The sequence below is a fragment of the Streptococcus sp. genome, from assembly GCF_041802885.1.
Taxonomy (GTDB): Bacteria; Bacillota; Bacilli; order Lactobacillales; family Streptococcaceae; genus Streptococcus.
The window spans coordinates 1-18,463 of the sequence record NZ_JBHCHN010000035.1; the positions used below are offsets into that span (position 1 = coordinate 1).

Annotated in this window: 19 protein-coding genes and 1 pseudogene; 19 read left to right on the forward strand and 1 reads right to left on the reverse strand. The window is 43.8% G+C overall.

Annotated elements, in window-relative coordinates:
- The 9 genes and pseudogenes from ACEYCN_RS04655 to ACEYCN_RS04695 all read left to right on the forward strand — a co-directional run.
- Positions 1-292, forward strand: a pseudogene (locus tag ACEYCN_RS04655) (hypothetical protein); the annotation flags it as partial.
- A gap of 214 nt (positions 293-506) precedes the next feature.
- A complete protein-coding gene (locus ACEYCN_RS04660; protein ID WP_373713134.1) occupies positions 507-1,100 on the forward strand; it encodes a type IV toxin-antitoxin system AbiEi family antitoxin domain-containing protein in 594 nt (197 codons plus the stop codon).
- Positions 1,097-1,939, forward strand: coding sequence for a nucleotidyl transferase AbiEii/AbiGii toxin family protein (locus ACEYCN_RS04665; RefSeq protein WP_373713135.1), 843 nt, complete (start codon positions 1,097-1,099; stop codon positions 1,937-1,939). Before ACEYCN_RS04660 ends, ACEYCN_RS04665 begins: the two co-directional genes overlap by 4 nt.
- 130 nt (positions 1,940-2,069) lie before the next feature.
- Positions 2,070-2,297 (forward strand): YciI family protein, encoded by a 228-nt coding sequence (locus ACEYCN_RS04670; protein WP_373713136.1) that lies wholly within the window; start codon positions 2,070-2,072, stop codon positions 2,295-2,297.
- Positions 2,298-2,518: 221 nt separating this feature from the next.
- Positions 2,519-2,941, forward strand: coding sequence for an SWIM zinc finger domain-containing protein (locus ACEYCN_RS04675; protein ID WP_373713137.1), 423 nt, complete (start codon positions 2,519-2,521; stop codon positions 2,939-2,941).
- A gap of 137 nt (positions 2,942-3,078) precedes the next feature.
- Entirely contained in the window at positions 3,079-4,665 is a 1,587-nt protein-coding gene (locus tag ACEYCN_RS04680; protein WP_373713138.1) for a hypothetical protein, read from the forward strand.
- Between the two features lie 182 nt (positions 4,666-4,847).
- Positions 4,848-6,074 (forward strand): SPFH domain-containing protein, encoded by a 1,227-nt coding sequence (locus tag ACEYCN_RS04685; RefSeq protein WP_373713139.1) that lies wholly within the window; start codon positions 4,848-4,850, stop codon positions 6,072-6,074.
- Between the two features lie 35 nt (positions 6,075-6,109).
- Positions 6,110-7,198 (forward strand): hypothetical protein, encoded by a 1,089-nt coding sequence (locus ACEYCN_RS04690; protein ID WP_373713140.1) that lies wholly within the window; start codon positions 6,110-6,112, stop codon positions 7,196-7,198.
- 10 nt (positions 7,199-7,208) lie between these two features.
- On the forward strand, positions 7,209-8,390 hold the full coding sequence (locus tag ACEYCN_RS04695; RefSeq protein ID WP_373713141.1) for a TPM domain-containing protein: 1,182 nt from the start codon (positions 7,209-7,211) through the stop codon (positions 8,388-8,390).
- Between the two features lie 73 nt (positions 8,391-8,463).
- Here ACEYCN_RS04695 and ACEYCN_RS04700 read toward each other — a convergent pair whose 3' ends face one another.
- Positions 8,464-8,790, reverse strand: a complete 327-nt coding sequence (locus ACEYCN_RS04700) for a hypothetical protein (protein ID WP_373713142.1) — start codon at positions 8,788-8,790, stop codon at positions 8,464-8,466.
- A 158-nt stretch (positions 8,791-8,948) separates the two neighbouring features.
- Between ACEYCN_RS04700 and ACEYCN_RS04705 the strand changes: the two genes are divergently transcribed.
- The 10 genes from ACEYCN_RS04705 to ACEYCN_RS04750 all read left to right on the forward strand — a co-directional run bounded on the left by ACEYCN_RS04705 (position 8,949) and on the right by ACEYCN_RS04750 (position 18,079).
- The gene (locus ACEYCN_RS04705; RefSeq protein ID WP_373713143.1) at positions 8,949-9,179 is read left to right on the forward strand and encodes a DUF1146 family protein; all 231 of its coding nucleotides are present in this window, start codon (positions 8,949-8,951) and stop codon (positions 9,177-9,179) included.
- Between the two features lie 19 nt (positions 9,180-9,198).
- Positions 9,199-10,482, forward strand: a complete 1,284-nt coding sequence (murA, locus tag ACEYCN_RS04710) for a UDP-N-acetylglucosamine 1-carboxyvinyltransferase (RefSeq protein WP_373713144.1) — start codon at positions 9,199-9,201, stop codon at positions 10,480-10,482.
- Positions 10,475-10,666, forward strand: coding sequence for a DNA-directed RNA polymerase subunit beta (locus ACEYCN_RS04715; RefSeq protein WP_373713145.1), 192 nt, complete (start codon positions 10,475-10,477; stop codon positions 10,664-10,666). The genes murA and ACEYCN_RS04715 overlap by 8 nt, the downstream gene beginning before the upstream one ends.
- Positions 10,667-10,755: 89 nt before the next feature.
- On the forward strand, positions 10,756-11,538 hold the full coding sequence (locus ACEYCN_RS04720; protein WP_373713178.1) for a DNA/RNA non-specific endonuclease: 783 nt from the start codon (positions 10,756-10,758) through the stop codon (positions 11,536-11,538).
- A gap of 406 nt (positions 11,539-11,944) precedes the next feature.
- Complete coding sequence (gene pheS / locus ACEYCN_RS04725; protein WP_373713146.1) at positions 11,945-12,988, forward strand: phenylalanine--tRNA ligase subunit alpha; 1,044 nt, start codon at positions 11,945-11,947, stop codon at positions 12,986-12,988.
- A gap of 39 nt (positions 12,989-13,027) precedes the next feature.
- Entirely contained in the window at positions 13,028-15,433 is a 2,406-nt protein-coding gene (gene pheT, locus ACEYCN_RS04730; protein WP_373713147.1) for a phenylalanine--tRNA ligase subunit beta, read from the forward strand.
- A 97-nt stretch (positions 15,434-15,530) separates the two neighbouring features.
- Positions 15,531-15,809, forward strand: coding sequence for a TIGR04197 family type VII secretion effector (locus ACEYCN_RS04735; RefSeq protein WP_373713148.1), 279 nt, complete (start codon positions 15,531-15,533; stop codon positions 15,807-15,809).
- A gap of 1 nt (position 15,810) precedes the next feature.
- Positions 15,811-16,062 (forward strand): hypothetical protein, encoded by a 252-nt coding sequence (locus ACEYCN_RS04740; RefSeq protein WP_373713149.1) that lies wholly within the window; start codon positions 15,811-15,813, stop codon positions 16,060-16,062.
- A gap of 104 nt (positions 16,063-16,166) precedes the next feature.
- Positions 16,167-17,735, forward strand: coding sequence for a virulence protein (locus tag ACEYCN_RS04745; protein WP_373713150.1), 1,569 nt, complete (start codon positions 16,167-16,169; stop codon positions 17,733-17,735).
- Between the two features lie 17 nt (positions 17,736-17,752).
- On the forward strand, positions 17,753-18,079 hold the full coding sequence (locus tag ACEYCN_RS04750) for a hypothetical protein (protein ID WP_373713151.1): 327 nt from the start codon (positions 17,753-17,755) through the stop codon (positions 18,077-18,079).
- Positions 18,080-18,463: the final 384 nt, after the last annotated feature.

Consider the following 18,463-nt stretch of genomic DNA (forward strand, 5'->3'; position numbering starts at 1 on the left):
ACAGGTGATTTGTAAGCATATGGTCGCTTTATACTTTTTCCATTTTCCTCAACAAGCAGAAGCTGTTCTTGCAGAGTGGGTAGAGGAGGAGCGGGAAAAAGAAGAACGCTATCGGGAATGGGAAGCCGACTATTCTGCGTTCCGACAAAAAAAGTTGGAAGAAGTTACAGCTTATGTCTGGAGCTTGAGTGATGACCAAATCAGGGAAGAATTAATAAAGGCTCTTATGAAAGAATTTGATAGCGCCTATTCAGATGATGAGTATTATGACGATGAAGATTATTATTTTTGATTGCCAGTAAAAGAAGAAAGGCTGTAACTGAAAGCAGAAAACTGTTAAGGTTACAGCTTTTTGGGTGTTTCTGTACTAGATACGACGAAATAAAAAATGATATGCTAACAAATATTGGATTTGTTAGCATATTATTTTGTTTATCGTTGATTATTTTAAAACAATATGCTAACATTGTTATAAAGTGTTAGCATATTGTTTAGGAGGTGGCGATATGGATTTGTTAGAGAAACCTGTCTATCATTATATTAAGAAAAATCATGGAGTCATAACTTTCCGTGATATGGAAGAGCTTAACTTTTCTTACCAGCAACTAAATCAATTAGTTGCAGAAGGTAAACTGGAAACAATTGAAAGAGGTATCTATCATCTGCCCGATACCTATATCGATGATTATTTTAGTTTACAATATCGTTTTCCAAAAGGAATTTATTCCTTAGAAACAGCGCTCTGGTTACATGGTCTTTCACTTAGTGTTCCATTTGAACCTGTGATGACTTTTCCTTTTGGGACAAACACGACACTGATGAAAGAAGCAGGTGTTAAACCGATTGTTGCTAGAAATTATCATGAAATTGGTATTATAAAACTGGAGCGGCAGGCTGGGCAGTTTATCTCAGTATATGATATGGAACGAACCTTGGTCGAGTGCTTACGAACAACTTATCGTGTTGATATTCAAGTTATTGCTCCCGCGTTTCAAGCTTACTTCAAAAAAGGAGCTGTAGATTACGCCAAGTTGTATCACTATGCCCAACTATTTAAAGTAACTGAAAAGCTGCAATCTTATGTGGAGGTCTTGTCGTGAAATTTTCAAATGCCAATAGTTTCAAAGCCAAAATCAAGAATATTGCAAGAGAAAAAGGGATACCTGCTCAACAAGTTCAGCAAAACTATTTGATTGAGCAAGTCTTAAAACTCATCTCTGAGAGCAGGTATAAAGATTCGTTCATTGTGAAAGGTGGTTTTCTTATAGGCCAGATGATTGGTTTGGATAAACGGACAACTATGGATTTGGATGTTACCTTGAAAGGTCAACCTCTTAGCGAAGAAAATATTCAAACTATCTTCACAGAAATAGTCAGTCAACCTTCTGAAAGTTTCCAATTTGAAATTGATAGGCTAGAGCCAATTCGACAAGATGACGAATATGGTGGCTTTTCCCTCAAACTAAATGCGAGATTTGACACCTTACGTGAAGTTGTCATTATTGATATAACAACAGGTGACCAGATTACGCCACGAGAAATTTCTTATCAAATGCAGTCCGTTTTCTCAGAGAATAAGCTAGAAGTTTGGACTTATAATTTAGAAACCGTTCTTGCTGAAAAGTTAGAAACGATTATTCGTCGAGGAGCTGCTTCAACTAGGCCTCGTGACCGCTATGATCTCTATACATTGTACCACCTTCGAAAAGATGAGATTGATGTGCCTGTATTAAAAAGTGCTGTGCACAATACTGCTAAGAAAAGAGAAAGTTTAGATATTTTGATAAATTGGGAAGAGCAACTAGAGACATTACGTAGCTCTGACTACCAGAATCAGCTTTGGTCTCGTTATCAAAAATCATTCAGATATGCCAGTGAAATTAGTTTTGAGGAGTCGGTGGAAGTGGTGGCAATTATTTTAAAAAATTTGGAGGCTTAGTATTGTATGTTGACAGGAACTTTACAGATGATGGGCGACCATTATCATCACATGTGGAGATTGTAATTCTACTTGAAAATCGCAAGAAATCATTCTTCATAACACATATTTCATAAAAAGGAGTCATGCCATGCACTATCTGTATTTGATGTCAAATAAGGAAGAATTAACGGAACAACTTGTTAAGGACCATGTTGAGCATTTGAAGGCTTTGGATGCGGACGGTAGGCTTGTTCTGTGTGGGCCATTTTCTGATTATCCAGGCGGTATGGTGGTTTTTAAGGCGGACAGTTATGACCAAGCTATTTTGGTTGCTGAAAGTGATCCCTTTATCGCGTCTGGGCATAAGATTTATTAATTGAGAACCTTGGAAGTTGCTAACAAAGACAATAATTATCTACTCTGATGGAGTATGGATCATTAGATATGAGCAAAAAACCAATCCCAGCAATAAAGTCTTGGGATTGGTTTTCTTATTATGACTTCGAGCCAGCCATTTTCAGTGGTGGTTAGGACTTATTTTTGAGTTCCACTTAGATCTGTGTTATACTGGTCGAAAAATGGTGGAGGTTAGTGATTATGGGTGTCATTGAGTTAGCCAGTCAGAAAAGCTTTTGGCGAGGGATCGATTACTATGAACAGAAAAAGGTCTTAGATTGGGATAAAAAACCAGATAACACTTATTCGGCTCAGGTAAAGGGGAGCGATTCAGTCCTCTATCAGGTTCATTTGGATTTGCCCCACCCCAAAAGGTCGACCTGTACCTGCCCCTTTGCTGCTGGTAGGAGGGTCATCTGCAAGCATATGGTTGCCCTTTATTTTACTGTGCAACCCTTGGCATATGAGGAGATTCTACGACAGATGGAGGATTGGGAAAAGGAAGAAGAGAGGCAAAGAGAAAAAGAGCTGGCTGAGCTTCGCCACTATGTCCAATCATTGACTAAGAAGGAGTTGCAGGAACGATTATTGGATGCCTTACTTGAGATAGAAGAGTTAAGATAGGACACTTGGTCTAGGTAGCCCCCCTTTCCGATGTGACAGCTATTTTGAGGAGACACTGGAATCTTATCTCAAAAATGATATAATGAAATAGTAAGAAGTAGCTGGATGCTGACTTCTGCTAGATTGGAGATATAAAAATGGAAGAAAAGAAAGTAGACATTAGCAAGCAGGTCTATCTGATCTTTGGCTTGGTTCTCTTTGCCTTTGTCAATGTTTTTCTATTTGACAACAAGACAGGCGTTGGATTTTCGGTTTTCTCAACCATTGCCCTTTTGACCATCGGCCTTTTATCCAAACGGACCATTTTGCGGGTTCTTGGGATTGTATCCTATCTGGTCAATGTCATCGTAGCCATCTTTGGTTTCAATTATCTGGGTTGGCTAACAGGAGTTCAGGCTATTGAACTCATCTTTATCGTCTGGTATCTGTATCCAAAAGATACTTTCTTAAAAACTGACACCACTGATAAGTACACCTATCGTTTCCGCTGGCAACAATTTCTTTTGACTGCAGCCATTTCATTTGGTATTTATGCTCTCTTTCATATTGCCAATTCCCTCTGGGAAGGTTCTTTCCTGGAGTATGGGGGCAATACCGCACTGATTTTTGGAATCCAGTATTTCCTCTATACCAGCCTTGAGCGTTCCAGAGCCCATGAGGAAAACTTTGTCAGCACCCTGGAGCTGGCAGCCAAAAATTTAGAACAATACAAAAATCAGGCCAGCCTCAATCCCCTCACTCCAGTTAAGAAATCGAAGTTGCCTAGCCTGGCAACCGATAATTTTGTCAAAATGGCGGCTATCTGGTTGGTGGTCATGGACCTGTCCATCTTAAGCTATATCATCAGACCCAATGACATCGGCTTTGGCATTGGAGCCTTCTTTGTTCTGCTGAGCATCGTCGTTTCTCTCTTTGTCAAAACTGTTGAAAACAAGGAAGATGTCTTTTCCGTCATCTACCATAAGATTCGTCCAATTCAGCCTGTCTTCTTTATCATCCTCTTGATTGCCAATGCCCACAAGTTCAGCTATGGCGCAGCCTATGCCCTGCTTTTTGCAATCGTTTATTTCATCTGGGCTATCAATAAAATCAATATGAAAACTCTCTTGACAGTGACCATTTTGATTTATTTCCTGCCAGTTTTTGGCTACATTTCCAACCCTTTCCGTCTGGGTGCTAAAGATTTGCCAGCAGTCTTCAAGATGATTGTCGATAAGGGATCTGTTGACTATTTTGATTTTGGTTCCTGGCTTGGTTTTCCATATAATAGTTTGGATGATGATTACGAAGAGGAAGATTACTATTCGACTCCAACCTTGGAAGAAAATGTTAGGGATTTTAGTGAAGAACTTTATCTGTATGACAATATGGATACTTTCTCTGGTATCTGGAATGGGGATGACTATGATTTATCCATTACTAGGGATTTGGACGGTATTGTTACAATCGAAGCCTATGGTACCTATGAGGAATTGGCTCTTCAAGATTTATCCAGCACCTTTGCCAGCATGAAGGACCTGACCCCAGGTGACAGCGAGAAGCGGATTGATGATTTTTATCTGGTAGGAGAGATTACCTCACTCTATGGAACCTATTCCGTTTACCTAGAAATGGATGAAGATTGGATTAAGGCCTATGAGGCAGACCCTTCCAGCGTGACTTATCATCTTTACATTGCCGGGTCAGATGCGGACCTAGATGAAATCTCAGCTATCAATATTTAAACCAACTTTTGAAGCCGAAAGGCTTCTTTTTTCTGTGCAAAAATGAGGCTTTGTCCAATTTTATCAGATTTTTTCCTAAAAAAAGAGTATAATAGAGGTAAATGAAAACGTTTTTGTGGTTAGTTATCCAGTTCCGAAATAGCTAGCTGCTTATCCAAGTTTTTCGGAAAAAGGAGTATCAAATGGGATTAATTAAAGCAGCTGCAGGAGCAGTGGGTGGAGTCTTGGCGGATCAATGGAAGGAGTTTTTTTCCTGTGATGCCCTCTCAAACGATGTCCTAGTTGCCAAGGGAAATAAGACGGTCTCAGGCCGTTCATCCAACACCAAGGGCAGTGACAATGTCATCAGCAATGGTTCGGGTATTGTCGTGGCTGATGGTCAATGTATGATGATTGTGGAGCAGGGCAAGGTGGTGGAAGTCTGTGCCGAACCGGGCCAGTTTACCTATGACAATTCTATTGCACCAAGTATCTTTTCAGGCAATTTAGGCGAAACAATCATAGAAACCTTCAAGGAAATCGGCAAGCGGTTTACCTATGGTGGTGAGGCGGTGACAGACCAGCGGGTCTACTATTTCAACACCAAGGAGCTGATGGACAACAAGTTTGGAACACCGAGTCCTATCCTCTTTCGGGTAGTGGACCACAATATCAAGCTAGACTTGGATGTCAGCCTGCGCTGCTCTGGTCTCTATTCTTATCGGATTACAGACCCTCTGCTTTTCTACACCAATGTCTGTGGCAATGTGGAGCGGGAATACCTGCGTGAGGAAATCGACAGCCAGCTCAAAACAGAATTTATCAGCGCCCTCCAGCCGGCCTTGGCTAAAATTTCTGAATTGCAGATACGGCCGAGTGCCCTACCAGCCCATGCTGAAGAGCTTTCAGCAGCCATGAACCAGGTCTTGACCCAAAAGTGGGCTGAGAAACGGGGAATTTCTGTCGTTTCTGTAGCCATGAACCCGATTACTCTGACCGAAGAATACGAAGACATGATTCGTCAGGCTCAGGGTGCGGCTATTTACCGTGATGCCAGCATGGCCGGTGCAGCCATGACCGCGGCCACTGCCGATGCCATGCGGTCTGCTGCTGAAAATCCAAATGGAGCCTTCATGGGCTATATGGGCATGGGTATGGCCCAGCAGGCTGGCGGTGTTGATACTCAGGCCCTCTATGAAATGGGACAAAAACAGAGCCAGCAAGCGGAGCAAAATCAGTCTGATCAGGCAACAACTGGAAGCTGGACTTGCCCAGATTGTCAGACTGCCAACACTGGGAAATTCTGCAGTAACTGTGGCAAGGGAAAACCAGCAACTAGCGCTGCCAAGTTCTGTACCAACTGTGGTTGGAAAGTCACTGACTTGCTTCAGGCACCAAAATTCTGCCCTGAATGTGGAACAGCATTCTAAGAGTATTTGGATTCTAGCCAAAGGGGGGTGAAGCCATGGCAGAAATCATTGAATACAAATGCCCAAATTGTTCGGGAGCCATCAGCTTTGATTCCAGCATTCAGAAGATGAAATGCCCTTACTGCGAATCAGAGTTGGAAATGGACAGTCTCAAGAAACTGGATCAAGCCTTAACAGAGCTACAAGCTTCGGAGGATTTAAGTTGGGAAAAGGGAGCCAGTGACCAGTGGCAGCAAGAAGAAGCAGAGGAGATGCGGGTCTATGCCTGCCAATCCTGCGGCGGTCAGTTGATGACGGATGCAACCACAGCAGCGACTTCCTGTCCCTATTGTGACAATCCAGTTGTCTTAAAGGAGCGGCTCGCGGGTGACTTAAAACCCCATGCGGTTATTCCCTTCAAGCTGGATAAAGAGGCTGCCAAGGCTGCCCTCAATAACCACTTATTGGGGAAACGGCTCTTGCCCAAGGTCTTTAAGGACCAAAATCACATTGATGAAGTAAAGGGAATTTATGTCCCTTTCTGGCTTTTTGATGCAGATGTTGCGGCAGATGGAAAGTATGCGGCGACCATGGTCCGGACCTGGAGCGATGCTAACTATCACTATACCGAAACCAATCATTATTCCCTCTTGCGTTCAGCGACCATGGCCTATGAACGGGTTCCAGTTGATGGTTCCAGCAAGTTAGATGATCGACTCATGCAATCACTTGAACCCTTTGATTATAAGGAGGCAGTGGACTTCCAAACGGCTTATTTGGCTGGTTATCTCGCCGACAGGTATGATCAGTCTGCGGACATCAGTTTGGAGCAAGCCAATCAACGGATTCGTCAGTCAACAGAAAAACGGCTAGCCAACACGGTGCAAGGCTATGGCAGTGTACAGCGGCAGGATGCCAGTATTCGCTTGAAAAACGGCCAGCCAACCTATGTCCTCTATCCCGTCTGGCTACTCAATACCAGCTGGAATGGGAGAAAATACACCTTTGCCATGAATGGTCAAACGGGCAAGTTTGTGGGGGATTTACCTCTGGATAGAAGGGCCTATTGGACCTACTTTCTGTCCATCGCCCTTGCAACAAGCCTTCTTGTCTATGGCCTAGTTTGGCTCGTCTATTGGCTCTAGGAGGTTTGTGATGAAAAAAATCAGTTTACTAATCCTGACCTTCATGTGTAGCTTGTTGATGACTGTGCCGGTCTGGGCTGACGATACGGGTTTTATCCGAGATACGATTGGTTATTTGGAGGCCTATGAGGAAGAAATGTTGGAAGCAGAAGCAGCCAGCATTGCTGAAGCCTATGATTATCAAACCTACTTTGCCATCGTGGACAGCGACCTGGAAAATCTAGACAGTCATGCCCAAAGTCTCTACCAGTCAGTGGCTGGCGATGCAAATGGTGTCCTTCTGATGGTCGATGCCTTTCGGAACCAATGGTCTATCTATTATGGTGGAAGTCAAGGGGAAAGCTTGATGAGGTTTGATAAGGAAGACTTCCTTTGGACTTCCTTTTTCAAAGAGTTGGACTGGTATGCAGGAATCAAATCCTATCTCACCACTGTCAAAACCAAATTTGAAAAACCAGCCCTTGTCGTAGATGAGGCTGGCCTCCTCAATTCCCAAGAAGAAGCGGACCTTTTAGCCAAGCTCAACGAGATAAGCGAGCGTCAGGGGCTGGATGTTGTTGTATTGACAGTTTCTAGTATCTATGGCAATACTCTTCAGGAGTATGCTGATAACTATTTTGATTACAATGGGTATGGACAAGGCTCTAACTATGACGGTGTCCTCCTCCTAATCAATATGGGAGAGCGAGACTGGTATGTTTCGACTACGGGTTATGGTATTTATGCCATTACGGATGCGGGTCTGGACTACATGTCAAATAAGTTTCTGGAACCGCTCAGCGCTGGCGATTATGCCTTAGCCTTTAACACCTACGCAGACTTGGTGGATGAATTTGTAACCCAAGCCAAGACTGACAAGCCTTATGATAGCGATAATTTGCCCAAGGATCCGCCAAGTCTCTTGTGGATTCTGGCTTCAGGGCTGCTTGGACTGGTTCTGGCCTGGCTAGTCACGGCCTATCTAAGGGGCCAATTAACCTCGGTCCAATCACGCTCTGATGCCAAAGAATATATGAAGAGCGGCAGTTTCAAACTGACCAACGCCCAAGACCTCTTCCTTTTCCGCAATGTCAGCAAAGTGCCAAGACCCAAGTCTACCAGCAGTTCCAGTGGATTCAGGGGAGGCGGAGGCTCCAGCAGCCACCGTTCCTTCTCGGGTCGCAGCCATGGTGGCGGCGGTGGAAAATTTTAAAGATGACGACCATGAAAGTGGTCGTTTTTTGGGGCAAAAAACTCCTCCTAGTGGATTAGGAGGAGCTGGTCTTTTACCTAGTAAAATAGAGCAGGGCCAGGAAGAAGAGGTGGATGCCCATGCGGGTGAGATGGTGCTTGAGTTGGGGTGTCTGGCCCATATACTGGGCATTGCGGAGGGCGACAGAGGAGTAGCCAAAGAGACCGGCTGCCACACCAGCAAGAGCGTAGAGGTTGTCCTTGGTGACAAAGACCAGGCCAAAAATGATAATGAAACTAGTCCACACAAGGGTCCAGGCCAAATTTCGGCCACTGATATGTCTGGTCGTATAGCCTAGGATAGCAGCAAAGACTACGAGACTTACATACAGTCCCAATAAAATAAGAGCAACAATCTGCATTTTTTCTTCCCTTTTCTATAAGATAATTCTATTATATGCCTCTAAGCATTCAAATGCAAGAAAATAATATATTAATTTCTTGAAAATAAGGGGAGAGATGGTGAGCCAGCTAGCGCCTGATAATAGCCATGTTGGGTAAATTCTGATATAATACCGTTATGATCTTATTCTTAAAATTTGTCAGTCACCTTCTTTTTATCTATATGGCCCACCAGCTATTGACAAAGGTCGTTGACTGGAATAAGTTCCTCAAAGGAACAGCAGAAAATCAGCGGAAAATCCAATTACTGGTGCTTTTTATCGCCATCGCACTAGGTTATCTGGTTTCTATTTTCTTCTTGGATTTGATGACCATTGGACGCAGTTTTTCTGATTTACTAACCCAATAAGAAACAAAAAGGACAAACAATGGATACAATTATTGTAAGAGGTGGTCAGACTCGCCTGACAGGTGAAGTGACCATCGAAGGAGCAAAAAATGCTGTCTTGCCACTCTTGGCAGCAACTATTTTAGCCAGCGAAGGGCAGACGGTTTTGTACAATGTGCCGATTCTTTCAGATGTGTTTACCATGAACAATGTGGTGCGGGGTCTGGATATTGATGTGGCCTTTGACAAGGTTCAAAAGAAAATCACAGTCGATGCCAGCCATCCGATTGGTAGCAAGGCTCCTTATCGCTATGTCAATAAAATGCGGGCTTCTATTGTGGTTTTAGGTCCTATTTTGGCTCGAAATGGCTATGCCCGAGTTTCCATGCCAGGTGGGTGTACGATCGGTAGCCGGCCTATTGATTTACATCTTCGGGGCTTGGAAGCCATGGGGGCTAAGATTAGCCAGCGGGCTGGTTACATCGAAGCTAGAGCGGAGCGCCTGAAAGGGGCTCATATCTACCTAGATTTTCCAAGCGTTGGTGCAACACAAAACCTGATGATGGCAGCGTCCCTAGCCGACGGTACTACTGTTATTGAAAATGCCGCCCGTGAACCAGAGATTGTTGATTTGGCCATCCTGTTGAACAAGATGGGCGCCAACATCAAGGGAGCTGGTACAGATACCTTGACCATCAAGGGTGTGGAGAAACTGCACGGGGCCAAGCACCAAGTGGTGCAAGACCGGATTGAAGCAGGGACCTTCATGGTGGCTGCGGCTATGACAGGCGGCGATGTCTTAATCAAGGATGCCATCTGGGAGCACAACCGTCCCCTTATTTCCAAGATGATGGAGATGGGAGTAGAAGTGACAGAGGAAGATCGTGGTATCCGCGTGCGTGCTGAAGTGGAAAAACTGAAGCCTGTCATGGTGAAAACCATGCCCCATCCAGGTTTCCCAACGGATATGCAAGCGCAATTTACAGCCTTGATGGCAGTTGCAAAGGGAGAATCCACCATGATTGAAACGGTGTTTGAGAATCGTTTCCAGCACTTAGAAGAATTGCGACGGATGGACCTGCATTCGGAAATTCTACGGGATACGGCCATCATTTCTGGCGGAAATCCACTCCAGGGTGCAGAGGTCCTATCGACCGATCTGCGGGCTAGTGCAGCTCTGATTTTGACAGGTCTCGTGGCAGAAGGAGAGACGGCAGTCGGCAAATTGACCCATTTGGACCGTGGTTACTACCGTTTCCATGAAAAGTTAGCTGCCCTTGGTGCAGATATTGAGCGTGTGAATAGTGAGGATGACGATGAATAGAGATACAATGCTATATGTTGGACGCCAGCTCCTCTTTGTCTTTCTAATGCTAATCCTAGCCCTAGTCATTTTTGCCATTGGTCTAATGGTGGGCTACAGCGTGATTGGGGAAGGAGAGAAGGCAACATCTATCCTGTCCCTCGATAAATGGCAGGAGATTATTAGTAAATTTACTGGAAAGTAGGCTAGACCTACTTTTTTTGGAGAATCATGTCTACAAAGAAAATCAAAAAACAAAGTACAGGTCTCATCAGTCTATTAGTCGCAGGTCTGATGATTGCTGGAAGTTATTATTTCCCTCAACTGACTCAGGAGGGGGGGCAGTCTGGTCAACCTTCCTATTATGTCAATGATTCGAGGATAGACCAAGAAACACCCAGTCAGGAATTGGCGTCCAGTGTTCTGACAGAAGAAGTCCTCTCCCAACTGGGCCAGAACATCGAGTGGAATGAGGCAGGTTCTTTTATCATCAATGGCAACAAGACCAAGCTCAAGGCAGATGTAGCCAGCGCGCCCTATGCCACTAATCAAACCAAGATGGTGAATGGACAAATCGTTCCAATGAGGGCAAATGCCCTGCTGGCTAAATCCACCCGCCAATATCGGGACCGCAATGAAACAGGTCAGGGAAGAACAGATTGGACACCTGCGGGCTGGCATCAGGTCCACAATTTGCCGGGTCCGTATGATCATGCAGTGGACCGGGGCCATCTCTTGGGCTATGCCATCACGGGTGGTTTGTCAGGATTTGATGCCTCGACCAGCAACCCTGAAAATATCGCCGTTCAAACAGCCTGGTCCAATCAGGCAGATGACCAGTGGTCAACAGGACAAAATTTCTACGAAGGTCAAATCAGGAGAGCTTTAGATAGGAACAAACGAGTCCGCTATCGGGTGACCCTCATCTATGCTCATGAAGAGGATTTGATAGCGGTTGGCAGCCATTTGGAGGCCAAATCGGCAGATGGAAGTCTAGAGTTCAATGTTTTTATTCCCAATGTCCAGTCGGGTCTCTCCATCAATTACCGGACTGGGGAGATTCAGGTCAATGAGTAGAAGAAGCGTGGCAGTATATCACTTGTCAGCTTAGCCAAAATCTGTTACAATAAATCTAATTGAATAGAAGTCTGTGAGACTAGTAAACAGATGGAAACTGTCCAGGGAGTTGAGCCGTGACTGCAAGCTCAATCAGTGAAAGTTTGTCGAATTCACTCACATGAAGACAAGGAAAGTAAGGTCTGGCTGGTCCAGATGAAAACGGATGGTACCGCGTGTCAACGCTCCGATTAGAAGATTGGAGTCGTGCATGCGGTTTTTCTTTTACCAGCTATTCAACTAGAAGATAAAAAAGAAAGGAATGTTTGGTTTCAGTCGTGTCCGACTGTGATTAAACAGGAGCCAAAGAGAGCAGGAGATGGTCGTATATCCTCTCTGCCTTTCTCAAGGCTCCTTGTAGCTTACTATGGATTTACAACAACAATTAGAAGACTTGAAGGTCTCCACCCAGGAAAAATTGAAGGAAATGAAGGGGGACCATCAGAAAGAATTGCAGGACTTGCGGGTGGCGGTTCTGGGGAAAAAGGGTTCCTTGACCGAACTGCTGAAAGGTCTGAAAGATTTGTCCAATGACCTTCGTCCTGTTGTCGGCAAACAGGTCAATGAAGTTCGGGATGTCCTGACCAAGGCTTTTGAAGAGCAGGCTGAAATCGTGGAGGCTGCAGTGATTCGGGCCAAACTGGAATCCGAAAGCCTGGATGTGACCCTGCCAGGTCGCAAGGTTTCTTTGGGCAATCGCCATGTCCTGACCCAAACCTCTGAGGAAATTGAAGATATTTTCCTAGGCATGGGCTTTCAGATTGTCGATGGATATGAGGTGGAAAAGGACTACTATAACTTTGAGCGGATGAATCTGCCAAAAGACCACCCTGCGCGTGACATGCAGGACACCTTCTACATCACAGAAGAAATTCTGCTCAGAACCCACACGTCACCAGTCCAGGCCAGAACCCTGGACCAGCATGATTTTTCAAAAGGACCACTCAAGATGATTTCACCGGGCCGGGTCTTCCGTCGGGATACGGACGATGCTACCCACTCTCATCAATTCCATCAGATTGAGGGACTGGTTGTCGGAGAGAACATTTCCATGGCGAACCTCAAGGGAACTCTGGAGATGATTAGCCAGAAGATGTTCGGGGCAGAGCGCAAGATTCGCCTGCGTCCGTCTTACTTCCCATTCACAGAGCCTTCTGTTGAGGTCGATGTTTCCTGCTTCAAGTGTGGCGGTGACGGTTGTAATGTCTGCAAGAAGACGGGCTGGATTGAAATCCTGGGTGCCGGTATGGTTCACCCGAGCGTCCTAGAAATGTCTGGCGTTGATTCGGAAAAATACTCTGGCTTTGCCTTCGGCCTTGGCCAGGAACGGATTGCCATGCTGCGCTATGGTATCAATGACATCCGCGGTTTCTACCAAGGAGATGTCCGTTTTACGGAGCAATTCAAGTAAGGGTTTGTCCAAAAAGAGAAAGCTAGAAAGAGAAAAAATATGCTTGTATCCTATAAATGGTTAAAAGAGTTGGTCGATGTGGATGTGACCACAGCCGAGCTCTCTGAAAAAATGTCAACGACAGGTATCGAAGTGGAAGGAGTTGCCTCACCAGCACAAGGCCTGTCCAATCTAGTGGTGGGCCATGTCCTCTCCTGCGAAGATGTGCTAGATACCCACCTCCACCTCTGTCAGGTGGACACTGGAGATGAGGAGCCTCGTCAGATTGTCTGTGGTGCCCCAAATGTCAAAGCTGGTATCAAGGTTATCGTGGCCCTGCCAGGTGCCCGTATTGCGGATAACTACAAGATTAAAAAAGGGAAAATCCGTGGCATGGAGTCCCTGGGCATGATTTGCTCCTTGCAGGAATTGGGCTTGCCAGACAGCATTATTCCAAAGGAATTTGCGGATGGTATCCAGATTTTGCCTGAGGATGCGGTGCCAGGGGAACCTATCTTCCCTTACTTGGACCTGGATGATGAAATCATCGAGCTCTCCATCACTCCGAACAGAGCGGATGCCCTATCTATGCGGGGTGTGGCCCATGAAGTGGCGGCGATTTATGGCAAAGAAGTCCATTTCTCAGTGAAAAACCTGGCTGAGTCTGACAAGGCTGCTTCAGATGTCATTCAAGTTGCCATTGAGTCTGACAAGGTCTTGACCTACAAGGCCCGTGTGGTTGAAAATGTGACGGTCCAACCAAGTCCGCAGTGGCTACAGAACCGCCTCATGAATGCGGGCATTCGTCCGATAAATAATATTGTCGATATCACCAACTTTGTCCTCCTCCTCTTTGGCCAACCCATGCATGCCTTTGACTTGGACAAGTTTGAAGGGCAGAAGATTGTAGCCCGCCAGGCTCGTGAGGGAGAAAAATTGGTGACGCTTGATGCGGTCGAGCGCGACTTGACATCAGAAGACATCGTCATCACAGTGGCTGACAAGCCAGTTGCTCTCGGTGGAGTCATGGGTGGACAAGATACTGAAATTGATTCCTCTTCTAAGAATGTGGTTCTGGAAGCAGCCGTCTTTGATGGCAAGTCCATTCGCAAAACATCAGGCCGCCTCAACCTTCGCTCCGAGTCGTCAGCCCGTTTTGAAAAAGGAATCAACTACGATACCGTGTCAGAAGCCTTGGATTTTGCGGCCAGCATGCTGCAGGAACTAGGAAAGGGAACCGTCTTGGCTGGTCAAGTTTCTGCAGGTGAATTGCCAACTGAGCCAGTTCAAGTGACCACCACACTGGACTATGTCAATGTCCGTTTGGGAACAGAGTTGACCTTTGCGGATGTTGAGGAAGTCTTTGCCAAACTTGGCTTTGGACTGGAAGGAAATGCTGAAAGTTTCACCGTTTCGGTACCTCGTCGCCGTTGGGATATTCATATTCAGGCCGATTTGGTGGAAGAAATTGCCCGCATCTATGGCTATGATAAACTGCCAACGACTCTGCCAGAAGCAGGAGCAACTGCTGGCGAATTGACCAGTAGCCAGGCCCTGCGCCGTAAGGTTCGCACTTTGGCAGAAGGGTCAGGCCTGTCCGAAATCATTTCTTATGCCCTGACCACTCCAGAAAAAGCCCTTGAGTTTACCATGGAGCCAACCAAGCTGACCGAGCTCATGTGGCCTATGACAGTGGAGCGTTCAGCCCTGCGTCAGAATATCATCTCCGGTATGCTAGACACAGTCGCCTACAATGTCAACCGCAAAAATAGCAATCTGGCCATCTATGAAATCGGAAAAATCTTCCACCAAACAGGGGATGTCCAGACGGATTTGCCTCAGGAAGTAGAAACCTTTGCCTTTGCCCTTTCAGGTCTGGTGGCGGAAAAAGATTTCCAGACCAAGGCAGTCCCAGTTGATTTCTTCTATGCAAAAGGCATTGTGGAAGCTCTAGCGGACAAATTGAATCTCAGCTTTGACTTTGTGGCGGAGAAGGACTTGGACAGCATGCACCCTGGCCGGACGGCAGCCATTCTTCTCGATGGTGAGGTTGTCGGTTTTGTGGGACAGCTCCATCCCCAGACCGCTAAGGACTATGGCATTCCAGAAACCTATGTGGCTGAACTCAATCTGACAGCAGTCGAAGCAGGACTCAAGCCAAACCCAAGCTTCCAGGAAATTACCAAGTTCCCTGCCGTTTCACGGGATATGGCCCTCCTCCTACCAGCTGAAACAAGCCACAAAGAAGTGGTAGCAGCCATCGAATCTGCCGGTGTCAAACGCCTGACCAGCATCAAACTCTTTGATGTCTATGCAGGGGCCAACATTGAAGCAGGCAAGAAATCCATGGCTTATAGCCTGACCTTCCAAAATCCAGAAGCCAGTCTGACGGATGAAGAAGTAGCCAAATTCATGGAAAAAATTAGCAAGGCCTTAGCAGAACAAGTTTCTGCGGAAGTACGTTAAATTTGAACTTTAATCAAGACTACAAATTTAAACCGCATTGGAAACTAAAAATCATCCTAGTTTACTAGGATGATTTTCTATAAAAGGAGCAATCAAAATGTCAAATGGAACGATTAAATCAAATACTATTACTGCAGAAGCAGCCATTAGTAAGTTAATTGGTATTGATACCTCAAATTATCAAAATTATCAAGTTGATTTTTCTTATACAAGCGGCATTGCTGGAATGGAGTCTGCTCGTCAAACAACTAATCAAATGTTAACTGCAATTAGTGATTTTAGTGCAGTAGTCCTGATTCAAGCTGATAAGTTTCCTGAAATTGCACAAAAAATTGAAAAGAGGGATATTGAAGAGGCTGGTAGATGGAGGAATTAGGATGGGAGATAGTAAATATTCTGAAAATAAATTGACTGATTTAAACCATGCAATACGGCAGGTTGAAAGAATAGAGGATGAATTTTCCAATTTAAAACATCAATTTGAGGCTTCTTTAGGTCAGTTTCACTCAAATTTTCGCAGATTATCAGTGCGAAATAAGGAACTTATTGGACTTTCAAGAGGTCAGAACCAGTGGACTGTACATCAGGAGCTCGAGGAACAGTATGTGCTTGATAAACAAGTTGATTAATATGTAAATGATGGTTTTGAACAACTTTCTCAGCTAAGTAATCGAGTAAGAAAAACTATGGATGAGGAAAGAGAGTATCTGATACGAGAAAGGAATAGAATGTTTTGGGAATAAAGTTTAGTAGTTCTGATTCAGAAGCGCTAATTCAGGCTATGAAAAACAATGTTGTTATTGCCAATCAAATTACGGATAGATTATCTAGTGGTTGCGAACATTTAATTGCTAGTCTTGATTCTGGAGAACTTAGTGGTGCAGCTTATACCGCCGGCCGAGGTTTGTTTTCTGATATTATCATTCCTTCTATCAATAAACTGCAATCTGCAGTAGATGATATTGAAGCTGAGTTAGTTTCTTATCAATATGCTCATTCTACGATTGCTGAATTTGGTACTTTGGATATGGACCAATTAAAAGAGCAATTGGACATAAAATATGAGATGTTGGATCAAGTTGAAGAACAAATTCGGATAAACAATGCATTTCTTGCTCAAGCAACTGCTCTTTTGACAGGCAATACCTTCAAACTCTGGGAGAATAACAATGCACTAGATAGATTGAAATCTCACTTGGAAATTGGGATAAGAGAAATTGAAGAAAAAATTGAAAAACTGGACTGGTTTGTATCCGATGTATCAAGGTATTTTTCAGATAGTTTAAATGTACTTAATTTAGCTATGGAGGGTGCTAAATCCCTAAGTCAAATTTTGGTTGATGGAAATGGTAACTATTATACAATCGGGTTAAACATGGGGTGGTTAGCTCAACTAAAAGGAAGTAAGATTTCCACATTTGGTAGAGGAGAAGATATCAAATCTTCTTTGATTCAGCAGAATGCCCAAAATTTTATGCTGTCAGACGAAGGATTTTCTTACTATCGAAATCAGGTGATTGCAATACTAAAAGATAAGCCTCAAGATGAGTGGCCAAGTATTATCCAAGCATACAATAAATCACTACTCTTTGATGAGGATGGGAACATTCTTCATATCTCGGAATTGCAAACTCCGGAAGGCGGGCTCTGGGTAGTGTTAAAAAATGGAAAAGTGGATAATCCGTACACCCAACGTCTCAATCAGGAAATAAACGGCCAATTCTGGGCTAGTTTAGGTGATAACGGACTCAAAATATTGGGTGGAATTGCAAGTATATTAGGTGGTACCACAGTATTTGGAGGGAGTTCGGCCTTATCTGCAGCAGGCTTGGTCTTGTCATTACCAAGTGGTGGTACCGTCACTATCCCTGCAGCTGCACTAGCAAGTTTAGGTTTCGCACTTTCCGGATCGATGGTAACTGGTGGTACCTTGGCTGTATCTGATGGTATTTCAAATATTGCCGCCGCTAATGCTAAATTGACGGTGAGTTTTGCGAAAGGACCTGATGAAAGGGCGCAGAGTTCTAATAATAATTTATCAAATACAAATTATAATATTGAGAATCCAGAGTCATTTAATAACGCAAAAATAACTGATGTTGAACAATTTTTGGATCAATATCTTAAAGGATTTAAAAAATCACCTTTAAAAAGAGGGGATGGAGTTCGCTATTATGATGGACGTGGAAATTCGTGGCAACTCAATAATGGATATTCTAATGCTAGTGACACATTACATGGTGGCCCATATTTAAAAACAACATATAATGGTAAAGTTATAAGAATACCTTTAAGCAAATAGAAAGGAAAATGAATGCAATGAAAGAAGAAGATTTAATCGAATTACTAACCTCCATTTTAGAAGAAGATGCGATTGTATCCCGTTTATATACATATTTTTATAAACACTTGAACTATCCTTTAGAACTGTTGAATTCTATCATCAATTTTGGATTGGAGGAAGGATTTTTTCAAGTTGTCGATACTGAAGACAATGATAAAATCTTTGAAAGTATCAATTGGCAAGCAGAAAACATTGATCAAGAAATTTTGATGTGTGATGAAAATCAATTTATGAATAACTTATTCAACAATAAACCATCAGTTCCAGAAGAGTTTCAACAGTTTATTTTAGATTCTGATTGATGCTAAATTAAGAAGTAAGAATGCTATGACTGCCAAATCTTTGGCAGATCATGTTTCTGCTGAAGTGCGATAAAATAGATGAGAATCATCCTAATTATTATTGGGGTGATTTTCTTTTAAGAAGAAATGGTATGATTGTATTGTCATACTATCAATGCCGTAACCGAAAATAGATTTGCTTTTTCATGATTCAAATACTTAACCCTAAAAACCTTGCTAGGAATATCATCCTAGTAAGGTTTTAGCATGATTTCATAGGCTTATGAGCGAGAACTTCAGTCTTATGTCTGTCATCCCGGTTTTGTTCAGAAAAAGTATGGAAAAATCTTGACAAATTGATTATTTTTGCCAAACTATTAACTGGTTAATTAACTAGTTAATTAT

What these genes read in the sequence shown, in the direction of transcription:
- ACEYCN_RS04675 (WP_373713137.1), top strand. Translation starts at nt 2,519, where the DNA reads ATGGGTGTCATTGAGTTAGCCAGTCAGAAAAGCTTTTGGCGAGGGATC.
- ACEYCN_RS04690 (WP_373713140.1), top strand. Translation starts at nt 6,110, where the DNA reads ATGGCAGAAATCATTGAATACAAATGCCCAAATTGTTCGGGAGCCATC.
- pheT (WP_373713147.1), top strand. Translation starts at nt 13,028, where the DNA reads ATGCTTGTATCCTATAAATGGTTAAAAGAGTTGGTCGATGTGGATGTG.
- ACEYCN_RS04720 (WP_373713178.1), top strand. Translation starts at nt 10,756, where the DNA reads ATGATTGCTGGAAGTTATTATTTCCCTCAACTGACTCAGGAGGGGGGG.
- murA (WP_373713144.1), top strand. Translation starts at nt 9,199, where the DNA reads ATGGATACAATTATTGTAAGAGGTGGTCAGACTCGCCTGACAGGTGAA.
- ACEYCN_RS04670 (WP_373713136.1), top strand. Translation starts at nt 2,070, where the DNA reads ATGCACTATCTGTATTTGATGTCAAATAAGGAAGAATTAACGGAACAA.
- pheS (WP_373713146.1), top strand. Translation starts at nt 11,945, where the DNA reads ATGGATTTACAACAACAATTAGAAGACTTGAAGGTCTCCACCCAGGAA.
- ACEYCN_RS04705 (WP_373713143.1), top strand. Translation starts at nt 8,949, where the DNA reads ATGATCTTATTCTTAAAATTTGTCAGTCACCTTCTTTTTATCTATATG.
- ACEYCN_RS04750 (WP_373713151.1), top strand. Translation starts at nt 17,753, where the DNA reads ATGAAAGAAGAAGATTTAATCGAATTACTAACCTCCATTTTAGAAGAA.
- ACEYCN_RS04660 (WP_373713134.1), top strand. Translation starts at nt 507, where the DNA reads ATGGATTTGTTAGAGAAACCTGTCTATCATTATATTAAGAAAAATCAT.
- ACEYCN_RS04700 (WP_373713142.1), bottom strand. Translation starts at nt 8,790, where the DNA reads ATGCAGATTGTTGCTCTTATTTTATTGGGACTGTATGTAAGTCTCGTA.
- ACEYCN_RS04735 (WP_373713148.1), top strand. Translation starts at nt 15,531, where the DNA reads ATGTCAAATGGAACGATTAAATCAAATACTATTACTGCAGAAGCAGCC.
- ACEYCN_RS04695 (WP_373713141.1), top strand. Translation starts at nt 7,209, where the DNA reads ATGAAAAAAATCAGTTTACTAATCCTGACCTTCATGTGTAGCTTGTTG.
- ACEYCN_RS04680 (WP_373713138.1), top strand. Translation starts at nt 3,079, where the DNA reads ATGGAAGAAAAGAAAGTAGACATTAGCAAGCAGGTCTATCTGATCTTT.
- ACEYCN_RS04740 (WP_373713149.1), top strand. Translation starts at nt 15,811, where the DNA reads ATGGGAGATAGTAAATATTCTGAAAATAAATTGACTGATTTAAACCAT.
- ACEYCN_RS04715 (WP_373713145.1), top strand. Translation starts at nt 10,475, where the DNA reads ATGAATAGAGATACAATGCTATATGTTGGACGCCAGCTCCTCTTTGTC.
- ACEYCN_RS04685 (WP_373713139.1), top strand. Translation starts at nt 4,848, where the DNA reads ATGGGATTAATTAAAGCAGCTGCAGGAGCAGTGGGTGGAGTCTTGGCG.